Annotated in this window: 12 protein-coding genes and 1 pseudogene; 6 read left to right on the top strand and 7 right to left on the bottom strand. The window is 62.2% G+C overall.

The genetic code is table 11. The features are described 5' to 3' along the window. Positions 1–98: 98 nt before the first annotated feature. From gcvP to gcvT, 3 genes are read right to left on the bottom strand one after another with little or no spacing between them, the layout of a single operon-like run. On the bottom strand, positions 99–2,975 hold the full coding sequence (gene gcvP, locus MacB4_RS06415) for an aminomethyl-transferring glycine dehydrogenase (RefSeq protein ID WP_206863072.1): 2,877 nt from the start codon (positions 2,973–2,975) through the stop codon (positions 99–101). A 53-nt stretch (positions 2,976–3,028) separates the two neighbouring features. After that, complete coding sequence (gcvH, locus tag MacB4_RS06410) at positions 3,029–3,427, bottom strand: glycine cleavage system protein GcvH (RefSeq protein WP_206863071.1); 399 nt, start codon at positions 3,425–3,427, stop codon at positions 3,029–3,031. After that, a complete protein-coding gene (gene gcvT, locus MacB4_RS06405) occupies positions 3,424–4,545 on the bottom strand; it encodes a glycine cleavage system aminomethyltransferase GcvT (RefSeq protein ID WP_206863070.1) in 1,122 nt (373 codons plus the stop codon). The genes gcvH and gcvT overlap by 4 nt, the downstream gene beginning before the upstream one ends. Positions 4,546–4,702: 157 nt before the next feature. Between gcvT and MacB4_RS06400 the strand changes: the two genes are divergently transcribed. After that, complete coding sequence (locus MacB4_RS06400; RefSeq protein ID WP_206863069.1) at positions 4,703–5,326, top strand: hypothetical protein; 624 nt, start codon at positions 4,703–4,705, stop codon at positions 5,324–5,326. 4 nt (positions 5,327–5,330) lie between these two features. Continuing rightward, entirely contained in the window at positions 5,331–5,600 is a 270-nt protein-coding gene (locus MacB4_RS06395; RefSeq protein WP_206863068.1) for a hypothetical protein, read from the top strand. Positions 5,601–6,008: 408 nt separating this feature from the next. Here MacB4_RS06395 and MacB4_RS06390 read toward each other — a convergent pair whose 3' ends face one another. After that, positions 6,009–7,175, bottom strand: coding sequence for an IS256 family transposase (locus tag MacB4_RS06390; protein WP_206863067.1), 1,167 nt, complete (start codon positions 7,173–7,175; stop codon positions 6,009–6,011). Positions 7,176–7,509: 334 nt separating this feature from the next. On the opposite strand from MacB4_RS06390, the gene MacB4_RS11255 reads away from it, so the two are divergent. The 3 genes and pseudogenes from MacB4_RS11255 (at position 7,510) to MacB4_RS06380 (ending at position 8,786) form a co-directional block, all read left to right on the top strand. Further along, on the top strand, positions 7,510–8,244 hold the full coding sequence (locus tag MacB4_RS11255; RefSeq protein WP_242529146.1) for a class I SAM-dependent methyltransferase: 735 nt from the start codon (positions 7,510–7,512) through the stop codon (positions 8,242–8,244). Between the two features lie 22 nt (positions 8,245–8,266). After that, positions 8,267–8,392 (top strand): annotated as a pseudogene (locus tag MacB4_RS11250) (hypothetical protein); the annotation flags it as partial. Between the two features lie 88 nt (positions 8,393–8,480). Next, positions 8,481–8,786: a DNA-binding transcriptional regulator gene (locus MacB4_RS06380; RefSeq protein ID WP_242529145.1), complete on the top strand. Its 306-nt coding sequence runs from the start codon at positions 8,481–8,483 to the stop codon at positions 8,784–8,786. A gap of 175 nt (positions 8,787–8,961) precedes the next feature. Here MacB4_RS06380 and MacB4_RS06375 read toward each other — a convergent pair whose 3' ends face one another. Both MacB4_RS06375 and phoU read right to left on the bottom strand, forming a co-directional pair. Next, positions 8,962–10,005, bottom strand: a complete 1,044-nt coding sequence (locus MacB4_RS06375; RefSeq protein ID WP_206863065.1) for a DUF2971 domain-containing protein — start codon at positions 10,003–10,005, stop codon at positions 8,962–8,964. Positions 10,006–10,662: 657 nt separating this feature from the next. Then, positions 10,663–11,331 (bottom strand): phosphate signaling complex protein PhoU, encoded by a 669-nt coding sequence (gene phoU, locus MacB4_RS06370; protein ID WP_206863064.1) that lies wholly within the window; start codon positions 11,329–11,331, stop codon positions 10,663–10,665. 148 nt (positions 11,332–11,479) lie between these two features. Here phoU and MacB4_RS06365 point away from each other — a divergent pair, with 148 nt between their 5' ends. Next, on the top strand, positions 11,480–13,858 hold the full coding sequence (locus tag MacB4_RS06365) for an HAD-IC family P-type ATPase (RefSeq protein WP_206863061.1): 2,379 nt from the start codon (positions 11,480–11,482) through the stop codon (positions 13,856–13,858). On the opposite strand, the gene der is transcribed toward MacB4_RS06365, so the two are convergent. Further along, positions 13,788–15,209 carry a ribosome biogenesis GTPase Der gene (der, locus tag MacB4_RS06360; RefSeq protein WP_206863059.1) on the bottom strand — a complete coding sequence of 474 codons (1,422 nt, stop codon included), beginning with the start codon at positions 15,207–15,209 and terminating at the stop codon, positions 13,788–13,790. The two genes, MacB4_RS06365 and der, sit on opposite strands and share 71 nt — an antisense overlap. Between the last annotated feature and the right edge of the window lie 12 nt (positions 15,210–15,221).

Here is a 15,221-nt window from a genome sequence, read left to right as displayed (position 1 = left end):
GGTCGAGCAATCGACAAAAAGGGGAATGCGGTCGCCCGCTTGCGACAGGCGGACCTCTCTCTCCCTACGGAGCCCTGGGCCGGATCCTCTTTCGCCGGCTACCCCTTCTCCGAAGCCGCTTCCTCCTCCACGGGCCAGGTGCAAGAGGGATGGCGATCGCCAAAGACATTGTCGACTCGAGCGACCGGTGGCCAATACTTCCTCTCTTCTAGCCAGGCAAGCGGAAAGACCGCCGTCTGGCGAGAGTAGGGATGGCTCCACCCCTCCGCTGCGGCGGCCGTGGCGGTGTGGGGAGCGTTCCGGACGGGGTTGTCGTCCATCGGGAACTCGCCCCTGCGCACCTTCTCCATCTCGCCATGGATCACGAGCATCGCGTCGCAAAAGCGATCGAGCTCCTCCTTCGACTCGCTTTCGGTCGGTTCGATCATCAGGGCCCCGGGGATCGGCCAGGAGACCGTCGGCGCATGGAAGCCGAAATCCGCGAGACGCTTGGCCACATCCTCCGCCTCGATCCCGCACTCCTTCCATGGGCGAAGATCGATGATGCATTCATGGGCCACGAGCCCCGAGCGACCGCGGAACACCACGGAGAAGCAGGGGGTGAGCCGATGGGCGACATAGTTGGCCGAGAGAAGCGCCACTTCCGCGCAACGCGCCAGGCCGGAAGCTCCCGTCATCGCCAGGAACATCCAGGTGATGGGGTAGACTCCCGCATTCCCCCAGGGGGAACCGCTGATCGCACCAATGCCACCTCCCGATGCCCGGGGCAGAAAAGGATGGGAGGGGAGGAAGGGAGCGAGGGCGGGAGAGACGGCAATCGGTCCGGCGCCGGGGCCCCCGCCGCCGTGGGGAATGGCGAAGGTCTTATGGAGGTTGAGATGGCAGACATCCACCCCCAGCTCTCCCGGGCGACAGAGACCCAGGAAGGCATTGGCGTTGGCGCCGTCGAGGTAGACAAGCCCGCCCGCTTCCCGGACCATGCGGATTGCTTCCGGGAGGGTCTCCTCGAAAATGCCGTAGGTCGAGGGGTAGGTGACCATGAGCACCGCGACGCGGGACCCCGCCTCGGAAAGCTTGCTCCGGAGATCGACCAGGTCGAGCCGCCCTCCCTCGTCACAGAGCACGGATTGAGCGGAAAGACCCGCTGCGGCAGCACTGGCGGGGTTGGTTCCATGCGCGGAAACCGGGAGGAGGCAGAGATCCCGATTCCCCTGCCCGCGAGCCCTGTGGTAGGCACGAATCGCCAGCAACCCGGCGAGCTCCCCCTGGCTCCCTGCCGCCGGCTGAAAGGATACGGCCGCCATCCCCGTGATCTCCGTGAGCCAGTGTTCGAGATCACCGAGCAGCTCCTGGTATCCCCTGGCCTGGTCGATCGGGCAGAAGGGATGAATCCGGGAGAATTCGTCCCAAAGCATCGGCAGCATCTCGGAGGCGGCGTTGAGCTTCATGGTGCATGATCCCAAGGGGATCATCGAGGTCGTCAGGCTGATGTCGCGCCCGGCCAGCCGCCGGATGTACCGGAGGAGCTCGGTCTCGCTCTGGTATCGCCGGAAGACCGAGTGGGGAAGGAGGGGGAGGCTCCGTTGGAGATTCGGCGGGATGGGGCATGACTCCGCATCCGCCGGGGGCAGGGCCGGCAGCGGGCACTCAAGCTCCTCGGCGAAAAGCGAGAGCAGGTCGATCAGATCGCCTTCCTCGGTCGTCTCGTCCAAGGAGATCCCCAGGCCGGAGGGCAGTTCCCGGAGATTGATTCCTCTGGCCTGCGCGCGGAGAAGGAGCGAGGCGGAGCGCGATTGGGGCAGGAGCGCGACGATGGTGTCGAAGCGTGGTCCGGGAAGGAGCTGGACGCCGATTGCCGCAAGCGCCTCCGCAAGACGTTCGGTCCGTGCCCGAATGCCTTCGGAGATCCTCCGAAGCCCGGAAGGCCCGTGGTACACCGCGTAAAAGGCCGCGACGACGGCGGGGAGGGCCTGGGCGGTGCAAATGTTGCTCGTGGCCTTCTCGCGCCGGATATGCTGCTCCCGGGTTTGCAAGGCCAAGCGGAACGCCCGTCTTCCCTCCCGGTCTCGCGAAATGCCGACGATTCTCCCGGGCAGCTTGCGGAGATAGCTTGACCGCGCCGCCAGGAAGCCCGGATGGGGGCCGCCGTAGCCGAGAGGGAGACCGAACCGCTGCAGGGAGCCGACGGCGATGTCTGCGCCAATCTCGCCAGGCGATCGGAAGAGGCAGAGGGCGAGCGGATCGATATGCAGGACGACGATCGTCCGGCGTTCTCGCATCGTAGCGATCGCATCTGCGTAGTCGGGGATCAGGCCCTCGGTCGTCGGATAGGGAAGGAGAGCGCCGAAGCAAGCCTCCTCGGGAAGGCCATCCTGCAGGGGATCGCGGAGCTCCGTGACGATCCCGAGCGGTTCCGCGCGGGTCTGCACTACGGCAATGGTTTGCGGATGGCAACGGGAGGAGACGAGAAAGCGGCGTGGGCTCGGGATGCCGCTGACGCGCGAGCAGAGGATCATGGCTTCGGCGGCAGCCGTATCAGCGTCCAGCAGAGATGCGTTGGCTACGTCGAGACCCGTGAGGTTGGCAACCAGCGTCTGAAAGGTCAGAAGGGCTTCCAACCGGCCTTGGCTGATCTCGGACTGATAGGGGGTGTAAGGGGTGTACCAGTCTGGATTCTCCAGGATGTTCCGCCGGATCACCGCGGGGGTGATCGAGGCGGAATAGCCCATTCCCAGATAGGAGCGCGCAACGCGGTTCTTCTTGGCCAGATCCTGCAGAGCTGCCAGGGCGCCCGATTCCGAGCGAGCGGCCGGTAGCCGCAGCGGAGCCCGGGTGCGGACGGCCTGTGGAAGGATCGCATCGACCAGCGCCGCCGCCGACGAAAATCCGAGCGCTTTCCGCATCTCTTCCTGCTCGAGAGGGCTCGGACCGATATGGCGACTCACAAAGGGGGCGGGTTCTTCTCGATTGGTCATCTTGGTCTCTCGGCTGGCCCCGGTAACCACTCCTTGGGGAGACGGACCGCCTCTTAGGAGGGAGTTCCCGCCGCGCCCGCCGTAAGCTTTGCGTAGGCTTCCGGTGATTGGAGCCGTGCTGTTTCCGCAGGATTTTGGACACGGATCCGGAAGAGCCAACCTTGCCCATAGGGGTCGGTATTGATCCGGCCGGGTTCCTGAGCCAAGCCGGCGTTGACCTCCTGGATCTCTCCGGTCACTGGAGCGTAGACGTCGGATGCCGCCTTCACCGATTCGATCGTTGCCACGGCCTCTCCCTGCCGCACATGCGCACCAATCTCCGGCAACTCGACAAAGACGATGTCGGATAGTTCCCGCTGGGCATGATCGGTGATACCGACGACGCCAGTCTCCCCTTCGAGCAGCAACCACTCATGCGATGCGGAATAGAAACGATCGGTAGGAATGTTCATCTGGTTCTCCTTCGATAGAGGGGCGCGGCCTTTACAACCGCCCCATAGCGGTTTCCCCGGACGACGTAGGCGAGGCGGGTCCCCTCGACGGCCAGGGCCGAGCGCACATACCCCATGCCGATCGCCGCGCCCAGAGTGGGAGAGAAGCCCCCGCTCGTCACCTTCCCTACTGCGGTTTCTCCACTCCAAAGCTCGTAGCCGGTTCTGGGCGGGGGAGCGGGGCGATCGACAGTGAATGCGACCAGAGAGATCTCGGTTCCCCGGAGCCTTTTCTCTTCCAGTGCTCTCTTCCCCGGGAAGGAAGCGCCCTTCTCCCAATCGACGACCCAGGCCAAGCGGGCTTCCATCGGAGTCAGCTCCGGGCTTAGCTCATGACCGTTGAGCGGCAAGCAGGCTTCCAGTCGAAGGATGTCCCTGGCCGCCAAGCCGCAGGGGCGCAATCCCGAGGAAGCGCCCGCCTCGAGCAGGGCATCCCAGAGGCTCGTCCCGAGGGAGACGGGAAAAAAGAGCTCCGCTCCGTCCTCTCCCGTGTAGCCGGTGTGCGCTACCCATACGCTTGCCCCCTTCCAAGAGGCGGCGACGATCGCACGTCGCTCCCAGGCTTCCGGAACCTCCGGGAGGAGCGATCGGAGGATCCTTCTCGCCTCGGGACCCTGGATGGCCATCCCACCCCAGCGCTCGCTTTCGTCCGTGACGGTCGTCTCGGAACCCCCGAGCTTTGCGGAAAACCAGCGAAAATCGGTCTGCGTCGTCGAGGCGTTGACGACCAACCAGAATCGCGACGGCTCGATCCGATAGACAAAGAGATCGTCAATGATGCCACCCTCCTCCTGCAGCAGCAAGGAGTAGCGGCCTCGACCCGTCGGGAGGGCGGTCACGTTGCTCGGCAAAAGCCGGTCGAGCTGATCCAGGGCATCGGGACCGCAGACCAGGAGCTCCCCCATGTGGCTGATGTCGAAGAGTCCCGCCCTCTGCCGGACGGCCAATGTTTCCTCCGCCACCGAGGTGTAGACGATCGGCAGGCTCCACCCCGCGAACTCCCCCATCCGCGCCCCCCACTTCCGATGGCGGTCGTCCAGCGGGCTTGTACGGAGTGAGAAGGGGGAGGAAGCTTGCACGCGCAGATCGAGTCAAGGCGAGACCGAATTCTCTTGTCAAGACCTCTTCGATCCCCGACAGGCCGGCCGGGCGGCTAGTCGTAAAGAAGGCGCCCTGAGCCTCGCAAATGCTTGCGTGCTGGAAGCGACACGGTAGGATAAAATCTAGCGCACGTTTATGAGTAAGAAGGCTGGGGAAGCGGCATCCTTGCCGGGCGAAGGCGAAGGCGGCTCCCGTTTCTCCGTCGATGATTTGAACATCAAGGTGCAGCAAGCCCACGAGGTCTTGCTCGACCTGGAGCGGAGGCGCGAGGAGATCGAACGCCAGAAGCGCCAGCTCGAAGAGTTGCGGAAGAAGCAGCGGGATTTCGAGCTCGGGCACCGAGCGGTGACCGAGGAGCTCACGCGGAGCATCGCTCTTCTGGAGCAGCAGCAGGAGGAAGGAGAGCGGGAGCTCGAAGATGTCCGCTCGATGCGGAAGACGCTTGCTGGCCAGCTTTCGGCTCTGGAAGCTTTGGAGCCGGCATCCTGGGAACCCGCGAACCTGGCCGAGGAGCTGGCCAAGGCATTGGCATTGATCGATCAGTCTCGGGCCGCTCTGCGACAGGCTCAAGGCCGGATTGACCGGCTGAGCTGGGAGGGTCGCGAGCCGGAAGCCAATGCGCCTCGTGCGGAAGAGGTCCTGGCGGAAGCGGAGGAGGAAAGGGGCTTCTGGCACAAGGTCGTGAGCGGCTTTGCCTATTCGCTTCCCCTCATTCTCTCTCTCCTGGCCGTCTCTCTCTTCTGGTTTTTGAAGAAGTAGGACCATGCCGCTCGATCCGGACGGGGAAGAGGGATTTCCGAAGAGGCAGAGCCCGGAAGCCGGATCGCGTCATTTCCTCTCCGAGGGGGCAGATGCCGCGCAGGCGCGGCTGGCAGAGGCGAGACGCCACTCGCTTGGCTGGCAGCACAGCGCACAACGAAGACGGGATCGAAACCGCTTCTTCTTCCTTCTCCTTCTGCTCGCTGCGGTCCTCTACTTCCTCTGGAAGGAGTGGAGCCCCTATCTCCCGCACGGGGCAACCGGCTCTCGCTGAGCGCGGTGGGAGCGACACTGTCGTCAGCGTGGGAGTGCGCGCGTCAACTCCTCTTTCCGACGCGGGCAGCGCAAGGGATCGCTCCTCACTGGTCCGATCGCCCGGGCGCCCGCTATGCTCTCCCTCCTCGGTCGGCTTGGCGGCTTTGCTCCACCCTGGGATCCGTTCGGGTGAACTCGATCTTCTGGAGCCCTTCGGTCGAAAGGGGCGGAAGCCGGTTGAGGTCGGGGATACGGCCATCCAACGAGACAAAGAAAGCTTTCGTTTGCTCCCGGGAACTGCCTGACCGCCTCCGGTTCTCACGAACAATGGGAGCTCTGGATCCTCACGAACTCCGAAAGCGGTTCGGAAGACGATTGTGCAACCCCTTTTCTGTAAATTTCGGTGTCGGCGCTCATCCGCGTAGGGCTACGGGTTGAGGGTGAGGTAAACCTTGCTGGTCATCCACTCGTCGTCGAGTTCGGCAAGGAGAGCCGAGACGAGCCGTAGGCAGGATTCGGGATTGGGGAAGATGCTGGCCACACGGGTGCGGCGTCTCAGTTCCCGGTTGATACGCTCCAAGCCGTTGGTGGTGCGCAGCCGCAGGTGGTGCTCGGGCGGGAAGTCGAAGACCGTCAGACCCTCAGCAATGGCCTCCTCGGCCCAGCGTGCGAGCTTGGGGTGTTCCTTATGCCAAAGCGCAAGGGTGATCTTCAACAGCCGCTCGGCTTCGGCCCGGTCGGGGGCATTGAAGATGGCGCGCAACTGAGCGGCAACCGTCATTCTCGCCTCGACGCGGGTGACGAACTGACGGGCGTTTTGTTGCAGGTGGAACTGGCAGCGTTGCCAGGGAACCGCAGGCAACACCGCTCGGCGGGCGGCCTTGAGCCCCGCGTGGTCGTCGGCAACGATGAGCCTCACCCCCTTGAGCCCTCGACGCATGAGGCCCTCCAGACAGTGCCGCCAATGGATCTCGGCTTCCGAAGTGGCCACCTCACAGCCCAGCACCCGGCGCTTGCCCGAAGCCTCGACGCCGACCGCGACCAAGACGGCGCAATCGACGATTCTTCCCTCCAGGCGGACTTTCTCGTAGCGGGCATCGAGAAAGAGGTAGGGCACTTCGCCCAAGGGACGCTCACGCCAGGCGGAAAGCCCCTCATCGAGCTTGGCGGCGGCGCGACTGACCTGGGCCGAAGAAAGCTTGATTTCTGGCCCCAAGAGCCGCTGCAACACATCGATCACGCGCCGGGTCGACACACCCTGGACATACATCTCGGCCAGAGCGAGATGGACGGCTTGATCGGTGCGCGTTCCCTTTTCCAGAGCGGAGGGATAAAAGTCACCCGAGCGCACTTGCGGTACCTCGAAGGTAATCTCGCCCAGCTTGGTCAGAACCGTCTTGGGTTTGAAGCCGTTGGCATAATCGCGCCGGTTTACGCTGCGCTCGTAGGGCAGGGCGCCCAGAAAGTGCGAACGCTCCATCCTGGCGGCCTCGTTGACGAGGATGCGCAAGGCTTCGCCAGCGCCCTCCAGGCCGTGCTCCAGCAGTACCGCATAGGCTGCCTCTAGTGGATTGGGTTCGATTCGCATTGCCATGAGCACATACTCCTTTCTCAAAGCCTTGGCACCATGACCGCTGCCCGGCGAGCTTTCAGCCTACTGCTGAAAAGGAATTTACAGAAAGAACGATACGCAACTCGGAAGACCATGTAGTGGAGCCACTTCTACATATCGACAAGAGGTCAGTTCCTGATGTAGCTTGACATGCACGCGGATGGTAGGAGTGTCTGGAATCGAGGAGGTCCGATGAGGCCGGAGACCCCGAATGGCGCTAAGGGCTTGACAGCACGGCTCACTTTGCCGGAGGGCTTCTTCGCCATCCTCAAACGGAGCAAATGGTGAAGATGGAACCTTATCCAAGGAGGTTCGGATGGAGAACTCAATCGAAAACAATCGGCGCATTTGGGATAAGGAATACCACTGGAAGGACCACGGAGAGGAGTGGACGGGACAGGCGAAAGTCTGCGGGAAGCCTTATTCGCTCTGGAAAGAGAGCGTCGTCGAAACCTTCCTGAAGGCAAACATCGGTCCCGAAACGAAGGTATTGGAAATCGGCTCGGGTCATGGCCGATGGACATCTGAAATTCTTGGCTTGTGCGGCCACATCTTCGTGGTGGATCTGAGCGAAAGTTGCTTGGAGTATTGTCGATCCCGCTTTGCGGATCGGCAAAACATCTCCTTCCTGCAGACTGACGGTCGTTCGCTCAAAGGAATTGGGGACGCGGCCATTGACTTTATTTGGTCTTACGACGTTTTCGTCCACATCGATGCTCCGACCATTCGAGCCTATTTTGAGGAATTTCATCGAGTCCTCCGCCCAAAAGGCCGGGCGGCGATTCACCATGCTGGGCGGCGACACTATGCGCTTCCATTCGCATTTCTCCGAAAAATTCAGCCGCGCGGTGCCGGGATATATCGCTGGCTTTCCATGGGGATTTCGTCCGATGACGATGGCTGGCGTTCGGATGTTTCGCGGGAACTTATACGAGGAGCAGCTCGGCAGAGCGGGTTGGCAGTCGTCTCGCAGCGACGGAGCTGGGGACCGAACCGGGAGTTTGGGGTTCCGCGATACGGCGATTGGATTACCATCCTCTCTAAGCCGTAATAATGGGGTCACGGGTGATTGCATGGCGTATTTGGGAATCGCGCTCGCCGGGAGCCACAGCTCCTTCGCGCATGGCTTCGCCAAGAGCGACAAGGCGAACGTCTCTGCGAAGGAACGAAAAGCCCTGAAGCGGTTGGCGGACCTGCTTCTCGGATTGTCGGATGAGCAGCTCATGGCGGCCCAGGCCGCTGGTGAGTTGAGCCAGGTTGAGGGCGATGGCGGCAAGAAAAAGCAAGATGGAAGGCGGCATCCTCGCCTCGGTTCACAAGACCGCGGCCGGCCTGCACAAAGCCGGCATCCTGGACAAGGAGACCATGCGTGGGTTCGACGCCTTGTACGTTGCCCCGGTCGAGCCGCTCGCCCCGGACGAGATCCGGGCGCTGCGCGAACGCGAGCGGGTCTCTCAAACTGTCTTCGCTCGCTACCTTAATGTCCGGAAGGACGCCGTCAGCAAGTGGGAGCGCGGCGAGAAACGGCCGGATGGCCCGTCGCTCCAGTTGCTCAATCTGGTGAAGTCGAAAGGACTGCGGGCAATCGCCTAAAGCGATGCGCAGCCGCCCTTGGCTTGCTTGGGGGCGTCAAGCCAGCTCCTACGCGGTTTCCCGTGGGTCGAGCCACCTCTCCCAGCAAAGCCACTTCGTCATTGAGGATCCTTTCTTTCATTGGACCCAGAAGATAAAGCCTCAGCATCCAGCCTTGTCTCTACCCGTAGCGAATTCATACAAAGCGCAACGGAATCCGAGAAGTTTCTATAGGATCTTGGCCTAGCAGCGCATGCCATTTGGCCCGAAGAAGCTCCTCAATCCTGCCACGCGAAACGGCTGGCTCACCACCGGGGCCGATCACGATCTTCTCAATCAGCGGCTTCATCCTATCCAGCGCCACGTTATCAAGGGGGAGGGCCACGTGCCGGGAAAGGAAGCCTCCCCGCTGGGTAAAGTGCATGCGCTCTCCATCTCCTTCAGTGGCAATGTAAATGAGACGCCATTCCTGTTCAGCCCGGAAAGACCGATCTTTTAAGCAGGGGGCAAAAGCTGCAACGGCACTCAATAAAGAAGCGGCCGCTGCGCCAATTTCCGGCCCCCTCTCAGCCTCTTCTTCACTCTTGGGCAGGGCCCGATCCGGATCATGCAGAAGATCGCTTTCGAAAATACTCTCATTTTTGACGCAAGCTTCTACAGCATCCACAATCTGGTTGACAAGGCTTTCGTGTTCGGCGGGCTCATAAAGAACACGGCTCAGCTTCGGATCAGGGATAAGCCTACAAGCGGAAGATCTACCGGAAAACAATTTCGTGAGCTTCTCGGCGTTAAAGCCGATCGCGTAACCCACCTCTCCGTTCGAATAGGCTCTCCACTGGCTTAGGTCATCGTGTAGAGTTGAAAAGCAGGCGACGAAGACGGATGACTGGTCAATATAGTCGCCGAGTAACCCAGCTAGAGGAGCGCTGAGAGATTGAGCGATCCTGGCTGGGAGTCGCTCTGGATTCGGCTGAGAAGTCCTTTCTTTCACCTTCTGAGCGATGAGGTTGTAGTAAAGCAAGCATTCTTGCTTGTCGTTCAGGCATCGGACATGGGTGGCCCAAAGCTCTCTGCTTTCAATGATCTTGATGAAATTCTCCCCCGTGGTGTAGTGGTATAGGGGCGTGGGGGAGCCTTCCTTTAAACGGATCTGGTCCCAGATTGGATCGAAGTAGCGTTGGAGTGCATCCGTATACTGCTTCAAATGGGCTAGCATAATAGAATGAGCGTGCTTCATCATCTGGGGCGAAGCAATCCGTTTTTCTCGCTTGACGCAATATATTCTGGCCGAGGGTCTTCACCGTGTTTGAGGTCCGAGCGGAATCCCCATCGGCCGTGTCGAGATGATGGCGCCAGAGAGCCTCAGCGTCTCGAAGATGCGTCGCCGCAAAAGGCTGGAAAGCTCGCGGGATTCCCAGCGCAATCTGCCGAACGCCGTTCTCATGCGCGAGCCGGAGGAAGTCGGGGTCGGTGAGAATCGGATCGTCGTGGTGGTACTAGTCGGGAGGATCAGCGCAAGCATGCTGCTCGCCGCCGGGGATCATGAGGGTGTTACGTGGATGAGAGCGCGGTGGGTTAGTGATTGGGGCTGGGGTTCTTGGTTCGTTTGATGAAGTACGAGCGTTGTATCTTCATCGTGCTTCGGATTCCCAAGGCCGATCGCTGTAATAGGCGCACTCGATCAGGAGCGACACCTCCTCGCCGCTCGCGTGGAACAGAAGAGGGTTGCCGAGCCGTCCAGACCCGGGCGATTGGCTGGCAACACAGAGCGGAGTGCAGGTGGGAGCGAAACCGCTTCTTCCTCCTCCGCCTGCTGGCCGGCTGCCTCTCCGTCCTCGGGAAGGAGTGGAGCCCCGATCTCCCGCGCTCGGCAGCGGGTTCCCGCGGAGCGGGCTGGCTAGCTCGCCTCCGTACGTCCTCGATGACGGATGTCCCTGGCGCGGTAGAGGTAAAAGACCTCTTCGGCGATATTCTTGGCATGGTCGGCGATTCGTTCGATCGCCCGGCTCAGCAGGAGGAGGTTCGTCGCTTGCGGGATCGCCCCCGGCTGGTCGCGCATCGCCTGGAGCAGCTCCTCCGAAAGCTTCTTGTTGAGACTGTCGACCTCCTTGTCGCGTCGAACGATGTCGATGGCCTCCTTGGCCTTGGCGTCAATGAAGCAGTCGATGGCGTCGCGATACATCTCCTCGGCCACCATCGCCATCCGAGGGATGTCGAAGAGGAGCTTGAGCGGAGGTGCCGCGTTGAGTCGGCGCGCAAGGCGAGCAATCGTGACGGCCTGGTCTCCAATCCTTTCCAGATCGCTGGAAATCTTGGAGGCGACGAGCACGAACCGGCAGTCGATGGCCACGGGGCCGTGCGTCGCGATGTAGGTGATGACCAGGTCATCGACCTTCACCTCCAGCGAATCGATTTCGGAGTCCTGCGCTTCGACCCAATCGGCGAGCGAATCGTTCCGTTCGATGAGGGCTTGGAGAGCTACGCGCAGATGGCGGGCGGCGAGGCTCGCCATCAGGAGCAGGGTCTCCCGGATGCGAGAAAGCTCGAAGGAACCAGTGGCAGTCATCGCGGGCGATGGTCTTTTCGTCGTCTCTTTCGCCGAGGAGAACGAAGAAATCTAGCATGGTGCGGAGCCGCACGGATACTCTTTTCCCGTGCGGCCTTGGGCAAAGCCTCGATCGAGGGATCCGGAACCTGTCTCGGAAAAGCCGGTGATGAAAGGAGATCTTTCCCAGCAGGATGGAGGAGGGCTCAGCGTCGGGCTGACGAGTACGGAAGCCGCGAAACGGCTGGCCGAGGAGGGGCGCAACACGCTTCCGGAGCGGAGCACTCCTCCCCTTCTCGTCTTCCTGGGCAAGCTTTGGTCCCCGGTGCCATGGATGCTGGAAGCCGCGATCGCGGTGGAAACGCTCCTGGGGCGCGTTGGAGACGCGATCGGCATCGGCTTGCTTTTGGGCTTCACCGCCGCCTTGGCCTTCTTTCAGGAAAATCGAGCGGAGCGAGCGTTGAGCCTTCTCCGCCAAAAATGGGTGGGGATGGCTCGCGTCTTCCGGGATGGGAGCTGGCAGCGGATTCCCGTAACCGATATTGTTCGTGGCGATCGGATTCATTTGCGGGTCGGGGACCTGGTTCCGGCGGATGCGCGGCTGCAATCGGGTGCGGTGGCGGTCGACGAATCCTCCTTGACCGGGGAACCGTTTGCCAAAGAGAAGGAAGCGGGAGACATCCTCTACGGCGGGTCGGTGATCCGTACGGGAGAGGCGACCGGCGAAGTCTTCGCCACGGGACCGAGGACTTCCTTCGGGAGAATCGCGGGCCTCGTGTCGTCGGCCAGGGCCCCGAGTCAAGTAGAGCAGACGATTTTTCGGATCGTTCGCTGGCTGGTCGGGATCGATGCGGTCCTGGTGATCCTGGTCTTTGGCTACGGGCTGGTCCACGCCCTTCCTCTATCGGAAGTCCTGCCCTTCGCGCTGGTGCTTCTGATCACCTCCGTACCGGCCGCTCTGCCGGCGACCTTTGCGATCGCAAGCGCGCTGGGGGCCCAGGAGCTGGCCAGGAGGGGGGTGCTCGTCCGTCGACTGGCCGCCGTCGAGAATGCGGCGACGATGGACATCTTGCTCGCCGACAAGACGGGAACGATCACGAATAACGAAGCCGTTCTCCTCGACGTGGTGCCTCTTGCTCCCGTCGCGAGGGAGGAGCTTCTGACCTGGGGAGCAATGGCTTCCCTGGAAGCGAGCGAGGACCCGCTCGACCGCGCCATTTTCGCCCTGGCAAAAAGAGAGCAACTCTCTTTGCCAGAGGAGAGCCAGCTCTCCTTCATTCCATTCGATCCTTCGACAAAATCTTCCGGAGCCGATTTCCAGAGAGAGGGGAACCATTTTCGCGTCTGGAAAGGCGCACCCAGCGCCATAGAGCGCACTGTGGGCGGCTTTTCCGCAGCAGTCGCCCAGACGGTCGAAACCCTTTCGTCTCGGGGTCTGCGTGTCCTGGCTGTGGCGTCGGGCAGTCCGGAGCGGTTGCGGCTTGCGGGCTTTCTCGGTTTTTCCGATCCCGTCCGGAATGATTCCCAGAGCTTGGTCGCCCGACTGCAGGATCTGGGAATCCGAGTGCTGCTCGTGACCGGGGATGCGGTGCCGGCAGCCCTCGCGGTCGCGCGCCAAGTCGGAATCGGCTTGCGAGTCTGTCCTAGCCCGATTCCCCCATCGGCTGGTGAGAACGATTCGCTCGATTCGTGCGACATTTTCGCAAATGTCTTTCCGGAAGAGAAGTTTCAGATCGTTGACCGCCTGCAGAAGGCCGGCCATGTCACCGGGATGACCGGCGACGGGGTCAATGATGCGCCGGCACTCCGGCAGGCCGACGTGGGAATCGCGGTGAGCAGCGCCTGCGACGTCGCACGGGAGGCGGCGAGCATCGCCCTCACCAATCCAGGGCTGATGGATATCGTCGCCGCCGTCGAGACGAGCCGGGAAATCTACGAGCGAATGCTGACCTACATTCTGAACAAGATCATCAAGACAGTGGAAGTGGCGGTCTTCCTCACCATTGGTCTCTTCTCCGCGGGCATCTTCCTTCTTACGCCCTTTCTGGGGGTCCTTCTCCTCCTGACGAACGATTTCATTACGATGTCCCTCGCCTCTGACCGCGTTCGGATTCCGGTCCGCTGCCGGCGCTGGCCGATCCGCTCCGTCGTGCTGGCCGCCGGGAGCTTCGCGATCTGCCTCCTGGCTCTCTCCTGCACGATCTTCTGGCTCGGGGTCCATTGGCTCGGGCTCGACACCGACCATCTGCAGACTCTCATCTTCGCCTGGCTCGCTTTTTCCGGGCAGGGGATGGTCTATGTCGTCCGCGAGCGTCGGCGGATGGCGGGCCCGCGGCCCGGATTCTGGCTCTTGATCTCTTCCCTCGGAGGGATGGTGCTCGTGGCCTTCCTGGCGACGATCGGGGTCGGCATGGCTCCCTTGCCGTGGCCGATCGTGACCGCTCTCCTTGGGGTCCTTGCGATCTTCCTGGGCATGCTTACGCTGGTTCGCGCGAGGATTTTTTCCTTCTTCGGCTTGGATGGAGGGGAGCCGGCCGCTTCCCGCTGAAGGCTCTTCCCCTTCCCTCCGCCTTTTTCCAGCTCCAGTGAACGGGACGTCCCAGGAGCGGAAATTCCTTCCGGATCTGGGCTTCCAGGAAGCGCTCGTAGGAGTCGACCCGAAGCTTCGGATCGTTGACGTAGAGGCGTAGACGAAAGGGACCGGCGGAGGCTGCGTCTCGCGGCGCTTCATTGAGGGCGTAATAGATCTTGAGGCGCTTCCCGCCGGAGCTCGGTGGGGGGAGGCGGCGCTGGACTTTTTGGAAAAACCGATTGAGCGCTCCGGTCGAGATCTCCCGCTTGGCTTCGTCGTCGACTCGAAGGCTGGTCTCGAGCAAGCGGTCGAGGTGGGTGCCCTCCCGGGCGCTCAGAGGAACAACGGGAGCGAAGGAGAGCAGGGGCAACTCGCGCCTCACCGCATCGGCCAGCTTGGCCTCCGTTTCCTTCCGTCCAGCCGGTCCCGAGAGGAGGTCCCACTTGTTGAGGGCGATCACGCAAGGCCGGCCGATCCGCTGAATCCAGCCGGCAATCTTCTTGTCTTGGCGAGTGATGCCCTTGTGGCTGTCGAGCACGAGGATCGCCACGTGGGATCGGGCGAGCGCGTGGAGAGAACGTCCGGCGGTTTTCTCCTCCAGCCCCTGGCGCTGCTTGTGCCGCGGGGCCAGTCCCGCCGTATCGATGAGAAGGAGCCGCCGGTTGCGCCAAGTCAGCTCGATGTCGATGGCGTCGTGGGTGGTCCCGGGCTCGGGAGCGACCAGCAGTCGGGATTCCCCGAGGAGGGCGTTCACCAGGGTCGATTTACCCACATTGGGGCGCCCCAGGAGGGCGAGCCGTCGCGCCGGCTCTTCCGCGCGAGTCAAAGCGGAGGGGAGAGAGTCCCGCTCGCCCATCAGGGTCTCGCGCAGGCGGCGAATGCCGCGATTATGCGCGGCGGAGACCAGGATCGGCTCACCGAACCCGAGCTCGGATAGCTCGGCGGCGAGAGGGTCGAGCCTTTCGTCGTCGACTTTGTTGGCGATCACCCATACCGGCTTGCCAAGCTTGCGCAGATGCCTGGCAATTTCCCGATCGAGCGGAGTGAGGCCCGACCGGCAGTCGAGAACGAGAAGGAGATCGGTGGCCTGGTCGAGAGCGGCAAACGCAAGGTCGGTCACGGCCTGCTCCTTGCCTTCGCTCGAAAAGGTGACTCCGCCCGTGTCGACCAGGAGCGCCGCTTTGCCACCCAGCCGGACACGAGTCAAAAGAGGATCCCGCGTCACTCCAGGCTCGGAGTGGGTCAATGCGATCTCTTTGCCGCAGAGCCGATTGAATAGGGTCGACTTTCCCACGTTGGTCCGTCCCACGATGACGAAGGTTCGCATAGGCCATTCCGG

Source organism: Methylacidimicrobium sp. B4 (assembly GCF_017310545.1).
Classification (GTDB): Bacteria; Verrucomicrobiota; Verrucomicrobiia; order Methylacidiphilales; family Methylacidiphilaceae; genus Methylacidimicrobium.
This window is presented reverse-complemented; position numbering and strand designations above follow the sequence as displayed.